Below are 16,406 nucleotides of genomic sequence, written 5' to 3' on the forward strand. Positions count from 1 at the left end.
GAATCACATCAACTATGGTGGTACACCGCACCGCTAAACGCCCTCGTATCCCAACTGGCAGAGGAAACGGATTCAAAACCCGTGCAGTGTGAGTTCGAATCTCACCGAGGGCACCAAATCTCGCCGCTAAACTGCACGCATGGGGGCACTGCGAGTCACTGCGGATGGACTGTTCGCCGTTGCCGGTCAACTCGAGCAGCATGCCCAAGCGCTGTCGGCACACGTCATCAGTGGCGCCGTGCTGCCCGACGGCCAGTCCACCGCCGATGTCGTCGCCGAAATCCAGTCGCGCGTCGATGCGGCATCCGCCGCACACGCCGAACGCATCTGGTCTGTTGCGTCCTCCCTGACCGCCGCCGGACGTGCTTATACCGCCTCCGACAGCTCCGCCTCGGCAGCATTGGCGGAATAGCCTTGATGGCCGAACTCGAGTTGCCGACACTCGCACAGATCACCGATTGGGATGTCCAGCACCTGGTCGACGCTGCTGCCGAATGGAACAAGACCGCCGACCTCTGGGAGAACTCGTTCCACGACGTCTGGCAGGGCACCCTGCGTCCCGGCGGCACCACGTGGGAAGGCAGCGCCGCGGAGAACGCGCAAGACATCGCCTGGCGCGATCTGGTCAAGGTCCGCGGATCGGCCGACGCTCTGCGGACCGCCGCCAACATCGCCCACACGGGGGCGTCGTCGCTGTCCGATGTCAAACGTCTGGCGCTCAACGCAATTGACGAAGCACGCACCAACGAGTTCACCGTCGCCGAAGACCTGTCGGTGAACGAAGTCCGGTACCGGTTTGTGGCCAGGGAACGCGAATCACGCGAGTCGCTGGCTGACGACCACTCCGCTGACATCCGGCACTTCGCCGCGAATCTCGTTGCGCTGGACCGTGATATCGCGCACCGACTGCGGGCCACCATGTCCGGGATCGGCGCCCCGATCTATTCGGTCTGAGCTGCCGGCCTGCGCCGTTCAGCGTGAGCGCCTCCCCGGCGCATGACGCGCCAGGGAGGCTCCGCCCAGACCCGGACTATGCGCCCTGATGCTGGTGTGACTTGGCGTCGGTGGACGAGGTCTTACCACCGGTCTCGTTGTCGGACCGGCCCGTCGGCTTCGACGGTTCGGCGGCAGCGGGGGCCGGCTTCTTCGCCTTGCCCGGCTTCTTGCCCGGCTTAACCTTGGCGCCCGGCTTGTCGCCGGCCTTGCCATCGGTCGACTTGTCCTGGGCCGCGCCGTCTTTGGCCGGCTTCTTGGACTCGTTGGCAACCTTGGGCTCCGTCGACGCAGGCGAATCCGTCTGCGGCGTTTCGGCTTTCGGGGTTTCGGCCTGGGGCGTGTCAACCTTCGGCGGGTCAACCTTCGGCGTCTCCACCTTGGGGGTCTCGACCTTGACGTCGGGGGTGGTCTCGTCGACCTTCGGGGTCTCTGTCTTGTCTTCGGTCTTGGTATCAACAGCCTTGGTATCAACGGCCTTGGTGTCAACGGTCTTGGTATCGACGGCCTTCGTATCGACTGCCGCGGTATCGACTGCCCCGGCCGCTTCGTGCTCGACGGCATCGACCGCCTTGACGTCGGACTCCGACTTGTCGCCGGCTTTCACGTGGTCGACAGTGCCCTTCGAATCGCCCACCTGAGATTTGAGCTCGGTCGCGGCCCGGTTGGCGGCCGCGAGAGAATCCACACTGATCGAGGCGGCGGCAGGTGCCAGGCCGGCGGTCGTAGTCGGTTGCGCCGCAGCCGGTTTGAAGATTCCCGACAGCAGGCTCTGGAATGCCTTGACAGCGTTGCTGAACGCGGTCTGCAGTGATGTCGTGAACGATGCGAATGCCTTCTGGAACTGAGCAACCGCCTTCTGGATCAATTCGGCCAGTGTCACGATCGGCGCGACGATGACGGGCGGCAGACCGATGGCGTCAGAGATCACTTTCACGGCCAGCTTCGCCGTCCAGTCGGCTTGGAAGATGCCGTAGCCGGTGTCCGTACCAGGCACGCCGTCGCGGGTGGTGTAGATGAACAACGGTCCGGTGTAGGTCAGCGCCCGCCAGGTGGTGATGAAGTCCTGGATGAAATCGGCCTGCTGCTGGTTACTGGTCGGGTCGACGACGCCGAGTTTGTCGAGCACGGTTTGGAAGCCATACTCGGTGGCCCAGATCAGCTTTTGACCATCACCGTTCTGCACCATGATCGCTCGCATCTGCTGGACCTGGTACAGCGCCGAGAACGGATTCAAGGCACCGCCCTGCGAGAACTTCAGCACCTGGTTGAACTCGTACGGGTGAACCGAGATGGCATCGAAAAAGCCTTTGGCCCCAGCGGCATACATCGCGGCGAGGAAGGTCTGCGGTGACGACGTGAGACCGAAGAAGTCCTGCAGCGGAGCCAGCGCGCCGGCGATGACCGTGGACGTCGGGTCCACACCTCCGGTCCCGTTGACACCCTTGAGAGTGGTGTAGACGGCCTTCAGGATGGCGGTGTACCGGACGGGGTCCATCGGCTGGAAGAAGCTGGCGCTGTTGGGCTCGTTCCAGACCTCGTACGCGGAGATGACGTCGCCATACCGGGTCGCCACCTGCTTCACGAAGTCTGCATAGACCGCGGGATCGGGCGCGCCTGCACCCGGGATCGTGCCGCTCGGCGCCGCCCATAGGGGCGTGTGGCTGATGACCGCCAGCACACCCATGTTGTGGGCGCGAGCGGCATTCATCACGTTGTTCATCAGGGTCCAGTTGGCGTCATTCGCCAGATCATTCGGACCCGTCATCTTGATCAGCGCCCACGGGACGAAGACCCGGACGTTCTGCACACCGATGCTCTGCAGCTGGGTCAAGGTCTTGTCGATGTCCGCCGGAGACAGTCCATAAAGGCTCGAATCGGCGATGCCGATGCTCGACGAATTCGGGTCGATCTCGGCGGTGGGTGTGACGTCGACCGCGACCGACCGGGGCGACGCCGGCGTCACTTGGCTGTAGGTGCAGATGACGGCCAACGGCATCAATACGACAACGACCCTCAACATGAGAGCACGGACCAGACGTTTCATCGCAGTCCCCTTTCCGCCCTGCCGCCGCCCCTCGGCGATGACTCGTGGCAGTTAATTTACTGCCGCGACAACAACGAAATACATGCAAATCCGAAATCTCATAGAAATAATCTGGCCGTGCATTTCAGGCAAATATAGAGCTACCCTAAATACTTTTGGTATGTTCTCATACAGCTAATCAATATCGGTTTGCAAATTCGCTATAAGCAAGGATTTTTCAGCCATTTACCCAGTTCAGATGCGAACCGCGAAGCAAGAAGACACCATTCGACGCAACTGTAGAATACTTGGCAATTTTGATATTGATCGGTGTCGTACCCATTTTTCGGTGACGGCGAAGAAACACCTGACATCGTTGAATGTCGCACTCCGGGAAGCCTCCGTAATGGCCACAGCAACTGGCCATTACGGGGTCCCGCCACGACCCCGACGGCCGCACCCGAGGGACCACGGCGGCCCGCGGTTTCGCCGTCAGCGGAGTATCCGCAGGCGACCATCAAATCCGGCCCTGCACGTCTACCCTTAGATCCATGGCGATCATGGGCGACGCTCGCCTCGCCGGTGGTACCGCGAACCCGGCCAGCGCAGAGTTGGTCGCTGCCGTGCGCCGTTCCGTGTGTGTGCCGACCGCGACGGTCCGCGAGTGCCTTCGCCCCGACGCCGACACCCTGAGCCCGACTGTCGCCCGCAGCCGACGCATCCTCACCCGCACCAGCCGGCTCGGCACCATCCTGAGCGTCTTCTTCGCCTTCCAGGCGTTGTCCACCGGGCCGCATGCGATGTGGATCAGCGGGGTGAACCTGGCCAGCGCAGCGCTGTTCCTGCTCGTCCCGACGCTCTACCGGTTCGGTGAACTGGTCGCCCCAGCGGCGTTCGTCCTCATCGCCTACACCTCGGTCACCGTCGTGACCATCGATATCGGCACCGGTTCCGGCATCCTGCTGTATTTCGCTGTGGCAGGCGCAATCACGCTGCTCATCGTGGGGCTGGAACACCTCGCATTCGCCGCCGTCGTCGCCGCGGTCGGCATCGTCACCGCGACCATTCTGGAATTCACGGTGCCGGCACACACCGGCGCACAGACCGAGCTGGAAAGCCGGGTGTCGTTCGTCATCACGGCGGTATCCGGCTGTCTGATCGTGATGGCGACCGTCTGGTCCGTCCTGCGCGAGAACGCCATCGCCCAACGCGCCATCCAGGCCGAGTATCTCCGGTCAGAGACGCTGCTGGCCAACATTCTCCCGGAGTCCATCGCGCAGCGACTCAAGGATCCGGCGCACACGGTGATCGCCGACAAATTCGATGATGCCTCAGTTCTTTTCGCCGATATCGCCGGATACACCCAACGCGCCAGCGACACCGCTCCCGCCGATCTGGTCCAGTTCCTGGACACCCTGTACACCGGCCTGGACGCGCTGGTCGACCGGCACGGCTTGGAGAAGGTCAAGACGAGCGGTGACTCCTACATGGTGGTCAGCGGCATACCGCACGGCCGCGCCGATCACCTCGAGGCACTGGCCTGCCTGGCCCTGGACTTCGCCGATGAAGTCCGCGAACTGACCGATCCCAAGGGACGCCCCGTCCCGGTCCGCATCGGTATCGCCGCGGGGCCGGTGGTCGCCGGTGTGGTGGGGTCCCGCAAGTTCTTCTACGACGTGTGGGGCGACGCCGTCAACGTGGCGTCCCGCATGGAGAGCACCGACGTCGCCGGACGAATCCAGGTGCCGCACAACGTATATGAACGCCTCCAGCATGCCTACGAATTCGAGGAGCGCGGCGAGATCGACGTCAAGGGCAAGGGGCTGATGCACACCTGGTACCTCGTCGGGCGGCTGTCCGCGGCCGGCTCGTCACGGGCCGACGGCGCTCAGTCCAGGCCGTGCTCGATCGCGTAGCGCGCTGCTTCCACCCGATTGGCGACCTGCAGCTTGCGGAACGTCGCCTGCACGTGGTTCTCGACGGTGCGGTGGCTCAAGGTCAGCCGTTCGGCGATCTGCTTGGCGGTCAACCCTTTTGCCACGTAGCGGAGGATCTCGGTCTCCCGCTCTGTCAGGCCCGCGGCCGGATCCGCGCCCGGCGCCTTGGCCATGCGCCGGTGCTCCCCCAGCACCAGCCCGGCCAGCCCCGGGGTGAACACCGCACGTCCGTCGCCGGTCGCGCGCACCGCGTCGGCCAGCTCCGCCTTTGACGCGCTCTTGACCAGATACCCGGTGGCACCGGCCTTCACGGCCTCCAGCACGTCGTCGCGCTCGTCGGACGCCGACAGCACCAGCACCCGGCTGGCCGGCGACACCGCAAGCACCTGGATGGTCGCCTCGACACCGCTGCCGTCGGACAGCCGCATGTCCATCACCACCACCTGGGGCTTGACCACCGCGGCCCGACGCCCCGCGGCGGCGACGCCGTCGGCGGTGGCCACCACGGTGAAGCCGGAGTCTTCGAGATCACGGGCGACGGCGTCCCGCCAGATCGGGTGGTCATCGACCACCATGACCGTCAGCTGCGGCTCAGACATCTGCGGCCGCCGTCCTCGGCACTGTCAGCTCCCACTCCGTGCCCGCTCCCGGCGATGTCGTCAGCTCGGCCCCACCACCGAGTGATTCCATCCGTCCCACAATGGATTTCGTCACGCCCATATGCCCCTCCGCCGCAGCCTGCGCCAACCGTCCGTCGGCGATCCCCACCCCATCGTCGCGGATGCTCACCACGACCTGCTCCCCCAGGTCTTCGACAAGAACGAAGGCCCGGGCCTCTGGGCCGGCGTGCGCGGCCGTGTTGCCCAGCACGTTGGCGACCGCGGCATCGAGTTCGCCCGCGACAGCGGCATCGAGCAGCACCGGATCCGGCGGCACACTCACCGCGACGCGATCACCCGCACGGGCGCGGAGCATCTCCCCGACGTCGACCAGACCACCCGTCGTCTCGTCCAGGCCGGAACTGACCAGCCGGCGCAACGCCCGTTCCTGCTCGCCGGCCAGCTGTGCGAGTTCCGTTGTCTCGCCGCCGATTTCCCGTCCCTTACGAGCCACCAGCGCCAGCACCTGGATGGCGCCGTCGTGCACCTGCCGCGACAGCCGTTCGCGCTCGGCGGTCGCCGCCGCCAATCGGATCGCGCGCTGCAACTCCGCGTGGGCCCGGCGGGCGGTCTGCGCGGCCATCCCGACCGCGAGGCCCGCTGCCAACTCGATGACGAGTGTCGCCTGTCGCCCCAGATTGGGGTCGAAGTACCCCTTGAGCACCGCGCCTGCCGCCGTCACCAGTAGGCCGACGCCCATGCCGGCCACCGGGCCCAGCTGGATGGCCGCCGACAACGTCGCGTTGGTGGCCCACAACGTCGTCGGCCACGATTGGTTGCCGGCGATCCACGCCGGGGACGCCACCAGTTCGGTCGACAACACCAGCAGGACGACAACCAGTACCTCGGCCAGCACCCAGGACTTCCGCCGGCCGAAGCCTCTCAGATAGGCCACCGCACACGCCAGGCTCCAGGCCATGAGGACCCCGAACAGTACCCACGTCACGCCGGGGTGCCGCAGATCGTCATTCACCGCGAGCTGAAAGCCCAATGCGTACAGGCAGCTGAGCAACCGGAAGCCCTGCGCCGCCCGCCACAGCGGGGCGGCCGGGTCCGGTGCTGAGTCCGGTTCTGCAGCTTGGTCCACAGCCACTACATCACTTTGGACAGGAATGCCTTCGTGCGTTCATGTTTCGGGTCGGCCATCACCTCACGAGGGATGCCGCGCTCGACCACCACGCCGCCGTCCATGAACACCAGCTGGTCGGCGACCTCGCGGGCGAAACCCATCTCGTGGGTGACGACGACCATCGTCATGCCCTGCTGGGCAAGATTCTTCATGACCGCGAGGACGTCGCCGACGAGTTCCGGGTCGAGCGCCGAGGTCGGTTCGTCGAACAGCATCAGCTTGGGTTCCATCGCCAACGCGCGGGCGATGGCGACCCGCTGCTGCTGGCCGCCGGACAGCTGAGCCGGATACGCGTCGGCCTTGCTGGACAACCCGACCTGATCGAGCAGATCGCGCGCACGGCGCACCGCCGCATCGCGCTTGACACCCTTGACGTGGACCGGCGCCTCGACGATGTTCTCCAGTGCGGTCCGGTGCGGGAACAGATTGAAATGCTGGAAGACCATGCCGACGTCACGGCGCTGGCGGGCGGCGTCCTTGGGCGGGAGTTCGTGCAGCTTGCCGCCCCGCTCGCGGTAACCGACCAGCTCCTCGTCGACGTACAACCGCCCGGCGCTGACCTGCTCGAGGTGGTTGATACAGCGCAGGAATGTCGACTTGCCGGAGCCGGACGGGCCGACGAGCACGAGGACCTGTCCCCGCTCGACTTCCAGTGAGACACCCTTCAGCACATCCAGGGCACCGAAGCTCTTGCACACCTGCTCGGCGCGCACCATGGGCGTCATGCGGGCACCCCTCCGTGCTCACCTAGCTGCGCGAGGGCAAGGGCCTCAAGCTGTTTGGAGGTCAACTTGCGGGAAGCGCCGCGGGAGAAGTACCGCTCCAGGTAGAACTGTCCGACCATCAGCAAGCTGGTGATGACCAGGTACCAGGTGGCGGCCACCAGCAGCAGCGGGATGGGCTGGAAGATGACCGCCGAGATGTCGCGCGTGCGCGTGTAGAGCTCGAGGGTGTACGGCACCGCTGTGACCAGCGACGTGGTTTTGAGCATGCTGATGAGCTCGTTGCCGGTGGGCGGCACGATGACGCGCATCGCCTGGGGAAGGACGGTGCGCCGCATGGTCATCGACCACGACATGCCCAGCGCGACCGACGCCTCGGTCTGCCCCTCCGGGACGGAAATGATTCCGGCACGGATGATTTCGGCCATGTAGGCGGCTTCGTTGAGACCCAGGCCGATGAAGGCCATCTCGAAGGCCAGCGAAAGTCCCTGCAACTGGATGTGAAAGAGCGACGGGCCGAACGGCACGCCGATCTGGATGCTCTGGTAGATCGACGGGAACAGGCCCCAGAACACCAGCTGCACGTACACCGGGGTGCCCCGGAAAATCCACAGATAGCCCCACGCGACCGCGCGGAACACCGGGTTGGGCGAGAGCCGCATCACCGCCAGGAGGACACCGAGCACCAAGCCGATCGCCATCGCGTAGACAGTGAGCTGCACCGTGTTCCACGCCGCCTCGGCCACCCGCTCGTCGAGCAGGTACTTGAGGTAGGTCTGCCAGCCGTACGCGGGATTGGTCGCGGCGCCGTAGACGAACAGGCCGGCGATGACGAGGATCGCAATGGCCCCCACCCACCGCCACGGATGTCGCAGCGGTACCGCGTCGATGGCAGCTGGACCGTGCGGGTCTGCCGCCGACTCAGCTTTGATCACGTCAGCTGGTGGCCCCGTTGACGACCGGCTTGTCGATCATCCCGGCCTGCACACCCCAGCTGGAAGCGATCTGCTTGTAGGTGCCGTTGTCGATGAGGTGCTGCAGCGCCTGCAACAACGACTGGGCCAGCGGCGAACCCTTCTTCACCGGCCAGCCGTACGGCGACGAGTCGAACACCTCACCCGCCTGCACGAGCTTGCCGCCTGTCTGCTTGATGGCCCACAGCGTCACGGGCGAATCGGCGGACATGGCGTCAGCCTGGCCCACGACGACGGCGTTCGCGGCCTGGTCCTGGTTGTCGAACTTCACCACATCGATCGGCGGCTTGCCGGCGTCGGTGCAGGCCTTGGTCTTGGCGGGCAGTTCTTCGGTGTCCTGCACCGTGGTCGATTCGACGGCGACCTTCTTGCCACAGGCATTGTTCGGGTCGATCTGGCCGCCCGCGCGCTGCGCCCACAGGCTGCCTGCCGAGAAGTAGGTCACGAAATCGACCTGCTGCTCACGCTGCTTGCTGTCGGTGAAGGACGACATCCCCACGTTGTAGGTGCCGGCCTGGATCGCCGGGATGATCTTGGAGAAGTCGGACTCCTCGCGGTAGTCGACCGTCAGACCGAGCGTCTGGGCGATGGCGTTCATCAGGTCGACGTCGAATCCGACGACCTTGCCGGTGCTCGGATCCTTGTACTCGTTGGGCGCGTACGGGATGTTCACGCCGACGATCAGCTTGCCGCTGGATTTGATGGCCTCGGGCACCGTGTTGGCGATCGACTCGACCTTGGCGGCGGGAGCCGCCGACGAACTGGACGCGGGCGATGCGGATTCGGTGTTCTTCGTGCAGCCCGACAGCGCCACCGCGCTGCTGGCAGCCACCACCACCGCAATGCGCCACGTCGTGCCCCGAACGGACTGACTCACACCTGACACGTTGCCTCTTTCTTAGTGCTTCACTCTGTCCCGACCACGCCTGCCATGCCGCAGCGCCACCGCGCATCGGAGCGCCCGCGTTGGGAGCACCTTATCGGCACCGTGGTCCACAAGCAGCCCAATCGTCAGTTGTCCACCTCTGGAACCAACGAAAAACAGTGATGTCCGAACCCGGTTGCAGCCACCGTCAAATATGTGAGACTGCGTCAATGACGACCCCAACTCCGCCAAGTTTGTTGCAGCACCTGTGGAAAGCCGAGCTCATCGCGGGCCTGATCTCCGTGGTCCTGGGCGCAGCCGTGCTGGCTCAGCCTGGCATCTCGGTCGCGGTGGCGGCCATCTTCTTCGGCGCCTACCTGCTCGTCACCGGCATCGGCCAAGTGGTGTTCGCGTTCAGCCTGCACGTCGCGGCCGGTGGACGGGTACTGGCGTTCATCAGTGGCGCCGCGTCACTGGTGCTCGCGGTGCTGGCGTTCCGCCATATCGGCGATGCCGTACTGCTGCTGGCGATCTGGATCGGCATCGGCTTCATCTTCCGCGGGGTGGCCACCACGGTGTCGGCGATCAGTGATCCCGGCCTGCCCGGCCGCGGCTGGAACATCTTTCTCGGCATCATCAGCCTGATCGCCGGTTTCGTGGTGCTGGGCTCCCCGATCGAGTCGATCGGCACGCTGGCGCTGGTGACGGGCATCTGGCTGGTGGTCACCGGTATCGCCGAAGTGATCACCGCATTCGGAATCCGCAAGGGCGCCAAGGCCGTTGACAATGCCATCAACGGAGCGCCGACCAACGCCTGAGTCCGCTGACCGCCTGCGATTGGGTGGCCGGGCGCACGTGTGCGCCTGGCCACACAATTCGCTGCACTCCAGGTCTGGACCGTCGCACAGATGAACTACTACAGTAAGTCGTAGACCAATCCCTCCGGCTCGGGGAAGGCCCCATGGACGCACTGGACGTATCGAGGTGGCAGTTCGGGATCACCACCGTCTACCACTTCATCCTGGTCCCGCTCACCATCGGCCTCGCGCCGCTGCTCGCGGTCATGCAGACCATCTGGGTGGTGACCGGTAATCCGGCCTGGTACCGACTGACCAAGTTCTTCGGCAAACTGTTCCTGATCAACTTCGCTCTCGGCGTGGCCACCGGCATCGTGCAGGAATTCCAGTTCGGGATGAACTGGAGTGAGTACTCACGATTCGTCGGCGACGTGTTCGGCGCACCGCTGGCCCTGGAGGGCCTCGCGGCGTTCTTCTTTGAATCCACCTTCATCGGCCTGTGGATCTTCGGCTGGACCAAGCTGCCCCGCCTGGTGCACCTCGCGTGCATCTGGATCGTCGCGTTCGGCGTGAACGCGTCCGCGTTCTTCATCATCTCGGCCAACTCGTTCATGCAGCATCCCGTTGGCGCGCACTACAACCCGGAGACCGGCCGGGCGGAGCTGACCAGCATCTGGGAGCTGCTGACCAACAACACCGGTATCGCGGCGTTCACGCATACGGTCGGCGGCGCCATCTTGACCGCCTCCACCTTCGTGGCGGCCATCAGCGCCTGGTGGATGGTGCGCAGCGGCAACACCGAGGAATCACGCACCATGTTCCGCCCCGCCGCCATGCTGGGCTGTTGCGTCGCGCTGGTCGCGGCCGCCTCGCTCACGCTCACCGGCGACGCCCAGGGCAAGCTGATGTTCGTCCAGCAGCCCATGAAGATGGCCTCGGCAGAATCGTTGTGCCACACCGAGACCGACCCGGACTTCTCGGTGCTGACCATCGGCACCCACAACAACTGCGACAGCGTCACACACGTCATCGAGGTGCCGTACGTGCTCCCCTTCCTGGCCGAGAGCAAGTTCGAGGGCGTTCGCCTGGAAGGCGTGCAGGATCTGCAGAAGGAGTACGTGGCCAAGTACGGTCCCGGTGACTACCGGCCCAATCTGTTCGTCACCTACTGGTCGTTCCGCATGATGATCGGATTGCTGGCCTTCCCAGGGCTTTTCGCGCTCACCACACTGTGGCTGACGCGCCGCGGCCGGATCCCCACCCAGCGCTGGCTCAGCATCTTCGCCCTCGTGACACTGCCCATGCCGTTCCTGGCCAACAGCGCCGGCTGGGTGTTCACCGAGATGGGCCGGCAGCCCTGGGTGGTCGCCGCCAACCCGACCGGCGACCCGAACCTGCACCTGACCATCCGGCAGGGCGTTTCGGCGCACAGCGCGGGCACGGTCTGGATCTCACTGATCACCTTCACCGCGCTCTATGCCCTGCTCGCCGCCGTCTGGTTCTGGCTGATCCGCCGTTACACGCTGGAAGGGCCGCTGGAACACGACGCCGAACCGGCGCCACCCACCCCACCCGACAGCGACGACGTCGCCCCACTGTCGTTCGCGTACTAGGAGGGGCAGCCATGGCACTTCAGCATCTCTGGTTCATCATCCTGGCCGCGCTGTTCCTGGGCTTCTTCGTCCTGGAGGGGTTCGACTTCGGCGTCGGCATGCTCATGGCGTTCTTCGGCCGTGCCGCCGGCGGTGACGAGGAGAACGCGGAGCAGCACCGCCGTGCCGCACTGAACACCATCGGGCCGGTGTGGGACGGCAACGAGGTCTGGATCATCACCGCGGGCGCGGCGATGTTCGCAGCGTTCCCCGGCATGTACGCCACCCTGTTCTCGGGCCTCTACCTGCCGCTGCTGGCGATCCTGGTCGGCATGATCGTGCGGGTCTGCGCCATCGAATGGCGTGGCAAGATCGACGATCCGCGGTGGCGCCGGTGGGCCGACATCGGCATCGCCCTCGGGTCGTGGCTGCCCGCCGTACTGTGGGGCGTGGCATTCGCCTCGATCCTGCGCGGCCTCCCCGTCGACGCCCACCATCAGATTCAATTGTCGGCCGGCGACGTGCTGAACCCGTATTCGCTGCTCGGCGGTATCGCCACGGCGGGCCTGTTCGCGTTCCACGGCGCGGTGTTCGTCACGCTCAAAACCGAAGGGGCCGTGCATGATGACGCGCGCCGCTTCGCCACCCGACTGACCGTTCCGGTGACCGTGATCGTCGCCGCGTTCGGCATCTGGACCCAGCTGGCCTACGGCAACGACGTCACCTGGATAGCACTGGGAGTCGCTGTGGTGGCACAGCTTTCGGCCGTCCGGTTGGTATGGACGCGCCGTGCCGACGGTTGGGCGTTCGCCGCGACGGCGATCGTCGTGGCCGCTGTGGTCGCACTGCTGTTCAGCTGCCTCTACCCGAATCTGATTCCGTCGACTCTCGACCCCGCGTGGAGCCTGACCATCCACAACGCGTCGTCCTCGCCGTACACCCTCAAGGTGATGACCTGGGCCGCGCTGCTGTTCACGCCGCTGGTGATCGGATATCAGGGGTGGACGTACTGGGTCTTCCGGCAACGGATTTCGGCCGCGCACATCCCCGCCTCCATCGGGTTGTCCCGAAACGGCGGGCCGCACTGACGCGTTCGTCGACCAATCCCCGCATGACCGCCGGTCTGCGGCGGCATCTGGCTGCCACGGTCGGCAGCGGGGTCGTCATCACCGGCGCAGCGCTGGCGGCAGCCGTACTCACCGCGCAGGTGGTGGCCGGGGTCATCACGACCGGCGCACCGTTGTCGCACTGGATTCCTCAGCTACTGGCGCTCGCCGCGCTCTGGTCTCTGCGCGCCGGAGCCCAGTGGTGGCAGGCCAGGCTGAGCCAGCACGGCGCCACCGCGATGATCGCCGACCTCGACGCCCAGGTGCTCAGCGCCGTCACCGCGTTGCCGCCGCACCGTCGTCAGGCCGTGCACGACGAGGCCGCGATCCTGCTGACCCGCGGCCTCGACGGGCTGCGACCGTACTTCACTCGGTACCTGCCCGCGGTGGTCATGTCCGTATTGCTGACTCCGGCAGCCGTCATCGTGATCGCTTGGTACGACGTGAAATCCGCGCTGGTGGTGCTGATCGCACTGCCGCTCATCCCACTGTTCATGGTGCTGATCGGTGTCATGACGACCGAACGGTCCGCGGCCGCACTGGCCGCCATGGCCACCCTGCAGTCGCGACTGCTCGACCTCATCGCGGGTATTCCGACCCTGCGCGCCCTGAACCGTGCCGAAGGCGCCGCACCGCGCATCACCGAACTGTCCGACGCACACCGGCATTCGGCCCTGGCCACGCTGCGCATCGCGTTCCTGTCGGCGCTCGTCCTCGAATTGCTGGCGACGCTCGGAGTGGCGCTGGTCGCCGTCGGTGTCGGTCTACGGCTCGTCAGCGGCGGAGTCACCTTGCCGGTTGCCCTGACAGTCCTGCTGCTGGCGCCCGAGGTGTTCTGGCCGCTGCGCCGCGTCGGCGTGGAATTCCATGCGGCACAGGACGGCAAGGTCGCCTTCGGGCAGGCGTACCGGCTGCTGGAAGACGCCGGCCGACCGGAATCCGGCACCGCACAGATCGGGGCGCGGCCGACCATCGAGCTGGACCAGGTCAGCATCGAGGGACGCGACGGCCCGGCGCCACACAATCTGACGCTCCGGGCGGCGCCCGGCACGGTGACCGTGCTGACCGGGCCCAATGGCAGTGGGAAAAGCACAGCGCTGCAGGCAATTCTGGGGCTGACGACACCCGACGGCGGCCGGGTGCTGGTCAGCGATGACGAACACGGCTTCGACGTCGGCGCGCTGGACCGGCAGCGCTGGTGGCAACGGATCGGCTGGCTGCCGCAACGGCCCGTTCTGGTCCCGGGCACCGTGCGGGAGAACCTGGAACTGCTCGGTGCCCTGCCCGATCTCGACGATGCCTGCCGCGCAGCAGGATTCGACGAAGTACTCGCCACCCTGCCCGCCGGACTGGACACCGTGCTCGGCCGCGGCGGCTCGGGCCTGTCGCTGGGCCAGCGGCAGCGGCTCGCGCTGGCGCGGGTACTGGGCCGACCCAGCCCGGTGCTGCTGCTCGACGAACCGACTGCGCATCTGAACGCCGAACTGGAAATCCAGGTACTCCAGTCGATCCGGGCCCGCGCCGCGGCAGGCGCGACCGTCGTGGTCGTCGGACACCGCGACGCGGTGCTGGACATCGGCGACGAGATTGTCCGGGTGGTCGGATCAGAAGGAGCCATCCGTGTCCACAGCTAGGTTCGCGCTCGACCTGCTCCGGCCCCGGCTCCCGCGCCTGGCGCTGGCGGTCTTCCTCGGGTCCGCGGCGCTCGGCAGTGCCCTCGCCCTGGCCGGGGTGTCGGCGTGGCTGATCACCCGGGCGTGGGAGCGACCGCCGATTCTGGAGTTGACCGTCGCGGTGGTGGCGGTCCGGCTGTTCGGCATTTCCCGTGGGGTACTGGGCTATTGCGAACGCCTGGCGTCGCACGACGTCGCCCTACGTGCCGCGGGCCGGGCCCGCACCGAGCTGTACCGGCGGCTGTCGGCTGCGCCGCCGGCGACGGTCCTGCGGCTGAGCAGCGGCGAATTGGTCTCGCGTGCAGGCGCTTCCGTCGATGATCTGGCCGACACCCTGGTGCGCTCCGCGCTACCCATCGCCGTGGCGACGGTGCTGTCGACCGCCACGGTGATCGTCATCGCCGTCATCTCGCCCGCCGCAGCGCTCGCCCTGTCGACCGGGCTGATCGTCGCCGGAGTATGGGCGCCATGGCAGGCGGCCCGTGCCGCGGAAGACACCGAGCACCTTGCCGCAGCGCATCATTCGGATCGTGACGGGGCCGTCATGCTGGCACTCGACCATGCCGCGGAACTGGCGGTGGCCGGCCGCCTGACCGATGTCATCGCGCAAGCCACCGTGGACCACCGACGCTGGGGCGACGCCGTCGACCGTGCCGCCCGGCCCGCCGCCCTGGCCGCTGCGGTGCCGATCCTGGCGACGGGCGCGAGCGCCATCGCCGCGATGGTCGCCGCCATCTCGCTCACCGGGTCCGTCGCACCCACGACGCTGGCGGTGCTCATGCTGCTGCCGCTGTCCGCGTTCGAGGCAACGGGCGCCCTGCCGGCCGCGGCGGTGCAGCTCACCCGGGCTCGCATCGCCATCACCCGGCTGACCGGAATGCTGACGGAGAACCCCGACGACCGCGCGCTCGCGGCCGTCACGCCACTGCAGGTGGCAACCGGCGACCGGGTTGCCGTGCTGGGCGCCAGTGGTCGCGGAAAGACGACCCTGCTGCTGTCCACCGCGGACCGGCTCCGCGAAACCGATTCACCGGCAGGGTTTTTCGCCGAGGATGCCCACCTGTTCGACACCACGCTGCGGGACAACCTCCTGGTGGCCCGCGGCGACGCCACCGACGGCGAACTCACCGCAGCCCTGGCACAGGTCGGCCTGGGGCCCTGGCTCGCGACACTGCCGGACGGCTTGTCCACCCCGCTCGCCGGCGGGTCCGCGGCCGTGTCCGCCGGCCAGCGGCGCCGACTGCTGCTCGCCCGCGCCTTGTTGACCGACTTTCCCGTCGTGCTCCTCGACGAACCGACCGAGCACCTCGACGCAGCCGACAGTCATCGCCTGCTCACCGAACTCCTCACTCCGGGCGCATTGTTCGGCGCCGACCGGGCCGTCGTGGTGGCCACACACCATCTGCCGCCGGACCTGCACTGCACGGTGCTGGACCTCAGCAACGACGGGTACCCTGCGCAGTCATGAGCATGTATCCCGGTGGCGGGTATCCCCCGCCACCACCGCCGCCCTACGCCAACCAGGGTTACGGGCCGTACACGCCGGCGCCGCGCAACGGGTTGGGGACGGCCGCGCTGATCCTGGGCATCGTGGGACTGCTGACGTCGTGGTCGGTGGTCGGTGGGTTGCTGTTCGGGCTGGGCGCCGTGGTCTGCGGCATCCTCGGCCGTGGCCGGGTCAAAGAGGGGCTCGCCGACAACGCCGTGGTGGCCGGCGCGGGCGTCGCACTCGGCGCGCTGGCCACGGTGCTGGCCGTGGTGTTCGTCTTCGTCGTGATCGGCTTCTACCGCCAGGTCGGCTTCAGCGATTACACCGACTGCATGACGCGCGCAGGACAGGACCAGAACGCTCAGAGCACGTGTGTCGAGCAGTTCCGGAGCCGCATCGAGAAGGAGTTCGGCGTGAAGGTCGAAGGCTGACGGGCTCGTAAAC

Annotated in this window: 15 protein-coding genes and 1 tRNA gene; 10 read left to right on the top strand and 6 right to left on the bottom strand. The window is 66.6% G+C overall.

Annotated elements, in window-relative coordinates; all coding sequences use genetic code 11:
- Positions 1-39 precede the first annotated feature (39 nt).
- From ACWW1C_RS16450 to ACWW1C_RS16460, 3 genes are all read left to right on the top strand, one after another.
- Positions 40-116 (top strand) — tRNA-Leu (locus ACWW1C_RS16450).
- Positions 117-139: 23 nt separating this feature from the next.
- A complete protein-coding gene (locus tag ACWW1C_RS16455) occupies positions 140-412 on the top strand; it encodes a hypothetical protein (RefSeq protein WP_455979376.1) in 273 nt (90 codons plus the stop codon).
- 5 nt (positions 413-417) lie between these two features.
- Positions 418-954: a hypothetical protein gene (locus tag ACWW1C_RS16460; RefSeq protein ID WP_455979377.1), complete on the top strand. Its 537-nt coding sequence runs from the start codon at positions 418-420 to the stop codon at positions 952-954.
- A 76-nt stretch (positions 955-1,030) separates the two neighbouring features.
- Here the strand turns inward: ACWW1C_RS16460 and ACWW1C_RS16465 are convergent, their stop codons facing one another.
- Positions 1,031-3,040: a cellulase family glycosylhydrolase gene (locus ACWW1C_RS16465; protein ID WP_455979378.1), complete on the bottom strand. Its 2,010-nt coding sequence runs from the start codon at positions 3,038-3,040 to the stop codon at positions 1,031-1,033.
- 530 nt (positions 3,041-3,570) lie between these two features.
- Between ACWW1C_RS16465 and ACWW1C_RS16470 the strand changes: the two genes are divergently transcribed.
- Entirely contained in the window at positions 3,571-4,935 is a 1,365-nt protein-coding gene (locus ACWW1C_RS16470; RefSeq protein WP_455979379.1) for an adenylate/guanylate cyclase domain-containing protein, read from the top strand.
- Here the strand turns inward: ACWW1C_RS16470 and ACWW1C_RS16475 are convergent.
- Genes ACWW1C_RS16475 through ACWW1C_RS16495 form a run of 5 tightly spaced genes read right to left on the bottom strand, consistent with a single transcriptional unit; the run spans position 4,908 to position 9,317 of the window.
- Positions 4,908-5,555, bottom strand: coding sequence for a response regulator (locus ACWW1C_RS16475; protein WP_455979380.1), 648 nt, complete (start codon positions 5,553-5,555; stop codon positions 4,908-4,910). The genes ACWW1C_RS16470 and ACWW1C_RS16475 overlap by 28 nt on opposite strands.
- On the bottom strand, positions 5,548-6,708 hold the full coding sequence (gene macS, locus ACWW1C_RS16480) for a MacS family sensor histidine kinase (RefSeq protein ID WP_455979381.1): 1,161 nt from the start codon (positions 6,706-6,708) through the stop codon (positions 5,548-5,550). The genes ACWW1C_RS16475 and macS overlap by 8 nt, the downstream gene beginning before the upstream one ends.
- Positions 6,708-7,460, bottom strand: coding sequence for an amino acid ABC transporter ATP-binding protein (locus tag ACWW1C_RS16485; protein ID WP_455984316.1), 753 nt, complete (start codon positions 7,458-7,460; stop codon positions 6,708-6,710). Before ACWW1C_RS16485 ends, macS begins: the two co-directional genes overlap by 1 nt.
- 5 nt (positions 7,461-7,465) lie before the next feature.
- Entirely contained in the window at positions 7,466-8,401 is a 936-nt protein-coding gene (locus ACWW1C_RS16490) for an amino acid ABC transporter permease (RefSeq protein WP_455979382.1), read from the bottom strand.
- A 1-nt stretch (position 8,402) separates the two neighbouring features.
- Entirely contained in the window at positions 8,403-9,317 is a 915-nt protein-coding gene (locus tag ACWW1C_RS16495) for an ABC transporter substrate-binding protein (protein WP_455979383.1), read from the bottom strand.
- Between the two features lie 200 nt (positions 9,318-9,517).
- Here ACWW1C_RS16495 and ACWW1C_RS16500 point away from each other — a divergent pair, with 200 nt between their 5' ends.
- The 6 genes from ACWW1C_RS16500 to ACWW1C_RS16525 all read left to right on the top strand — a co-directional run bounded on the left by ACWW1C_RS16500 (position 9,518) and on the right by ACWW1C_RS16525 (position 16,393).
- Positions 9,518-10,123, top strand: coding sequence for an HdeD family acid-resistance protein (locus ACWW1C_RS16500; protein WP_455984317.1), 606 nt, complete (start codon positions 9,518-9,520; stop codon positions 10,121-10,123).
- Positions 10,124-10,266: 143 nt separating this feature from the next.
- The gene (locus ACWW1C_RS16505; RefSeq protein WP_455979384.1) at positions 10,267-11,715 is read left to right on the top strand and encodes a cytochrome ubiquinol oxidase subunit I; all 1,449 of its coding nucleotides are present in this window, start codon (positions 10,267-10,269) and stop codon (positions 11,713-11,715) included.
- Positions 11,716-11,726: 11 nt separating this feature from the next.
- The gene (gene cydB / locus ACWW1C_RS16510) at positions 11,727-12,782 is read left to right on the top strand and encodes a cytochrome d ubiquinol oxidase subunit II (protein WP_455979385.1); all 1,056 of its coding nucleotides are present in this window, start codon (positions 11,727-11,729) and stop codon (positions 12,780-12,782) included.
- Between the two features lie 23 nt (positions 12,783-12,805).
- Complete coding sequence (gene cydD, locus ACWW1C_RS16515) at positions 12,806-14,434, top strand: thiol reductant ABC exporter subunit CydD (RefSeq protein WP_455979386.1); 1,629 nt, start codon at positions 12,806-12,808, stop codon at positions 14,432-14,434.
- On the top strand, positions 14,421-15,941 hold the full coding sequence (locus tag ACWW1C_RS16520; RefSeq protein ID WP_455979387.1) for an ATP-binding cassette domain-containing protein: 1,521 nt from the start codon (positions 14,421-14,423) through the stop codon (positions 15,939-15,941). Before cydD ends, ACWW1C_RS16520 begins: the two co-directional genes overlap by 14 nt.
- A complete protein-coding gene (locus ACWW1C_RS16525) occupies positions 15,938-16,393 on the top strand; it encodes a DUF4190 domain-containing protein (protein WP_455979388.1) in 456 nt (151 codons plus the stop codon). The genes ACWW1C_RS16520 and ACWW1C_RS16525 overlap by 4 nt, the downstream gene beginning before the upstream one ends.
- Positions 16,394-16,406: the final 13 nt, after the last annotated feature.

Source organism: Mycobacterium sp. HM-7, from assembly GCF_053852335.1.

What these genes read in the sequence shown, in the direction of transcription:
- ACWW1C_RS16465 (WP_455979378.1), bottom strand. Translation starts at nt 3,040, where the DNA reads ATGAAACGTCTGGTCCGTGCTCTCATGTTGAGGGTCGTTGTCGTATTG.
- ACWW1C_RS16470 (WP_455979379.1), top strand. Translation starts at nt 3,571, where the DNA reads ATGGCGATCATGGGCGACGCTCGCCTCGCCGGTGGTACCGCGAACCCG.
- cydB (WP_455979385.1), top strand. Translation starts at nt 11,727, where the DNA reads ATGGCACTTCAGCATCTCTGGTTCATCATCCTGGCCGCGCTGTTCCTG.
- cydD (WP_455979386.1), top strand. Translation starts at nt 12,806, where the DNA reads ATGACCGCCGGTCTGCGGCGGCATCTGGCTGCCACGGTCGGCAGCGGG.
- ACWW1C_RS16505 (WP_455979384.1), top strand. Translation starts at nt 10,267, where the DNA reads ATGGACGCACTGGACGTATCGAGGTGGCAGTTCGGGATCACCACCGTC.
- ACWW1C_RS16475 (WP_455979380.1), bottom strand. Translation starts at nt 5,555, where the DNA reads ATGTCTGAGCCGCAGCTGACGGTCATGGTGGTCGATGACCACCCGATC.
- ACWW1C_RS16485 (WP_455984316.1), bottom strand. Translation starts at nt 7,460, where the DNA reads ATGGTGCGCGCCGAGCAGGTGTGCAAGAGCTTCGGTGCCCTGGATGTG.
- ACWW1C_RS16460 (WP_455979377.1), top strand. Translation starts at nt 418, where the DNA reads ATGGCCGAACTCGAGTTGCCGACACTCGCACAGATCACCGATTGGGAT.
- ACWW1C_RS16525 (WP_455979388.1), top strand. Translation starts at nt 15,938, where the DNA reads ATGAGCATGTATCCCGGTGGCGGGTATCCCCCGCCACCACCGCCGCCC.
- ACWW1C_RS16455 (WP_455979376.1), top strand. Translation starts at nt 140, where the DNA reads ATGGGGGCACTGCGAGTCACTGCGGATGGACTGTTCGCCGTTGCCGGT.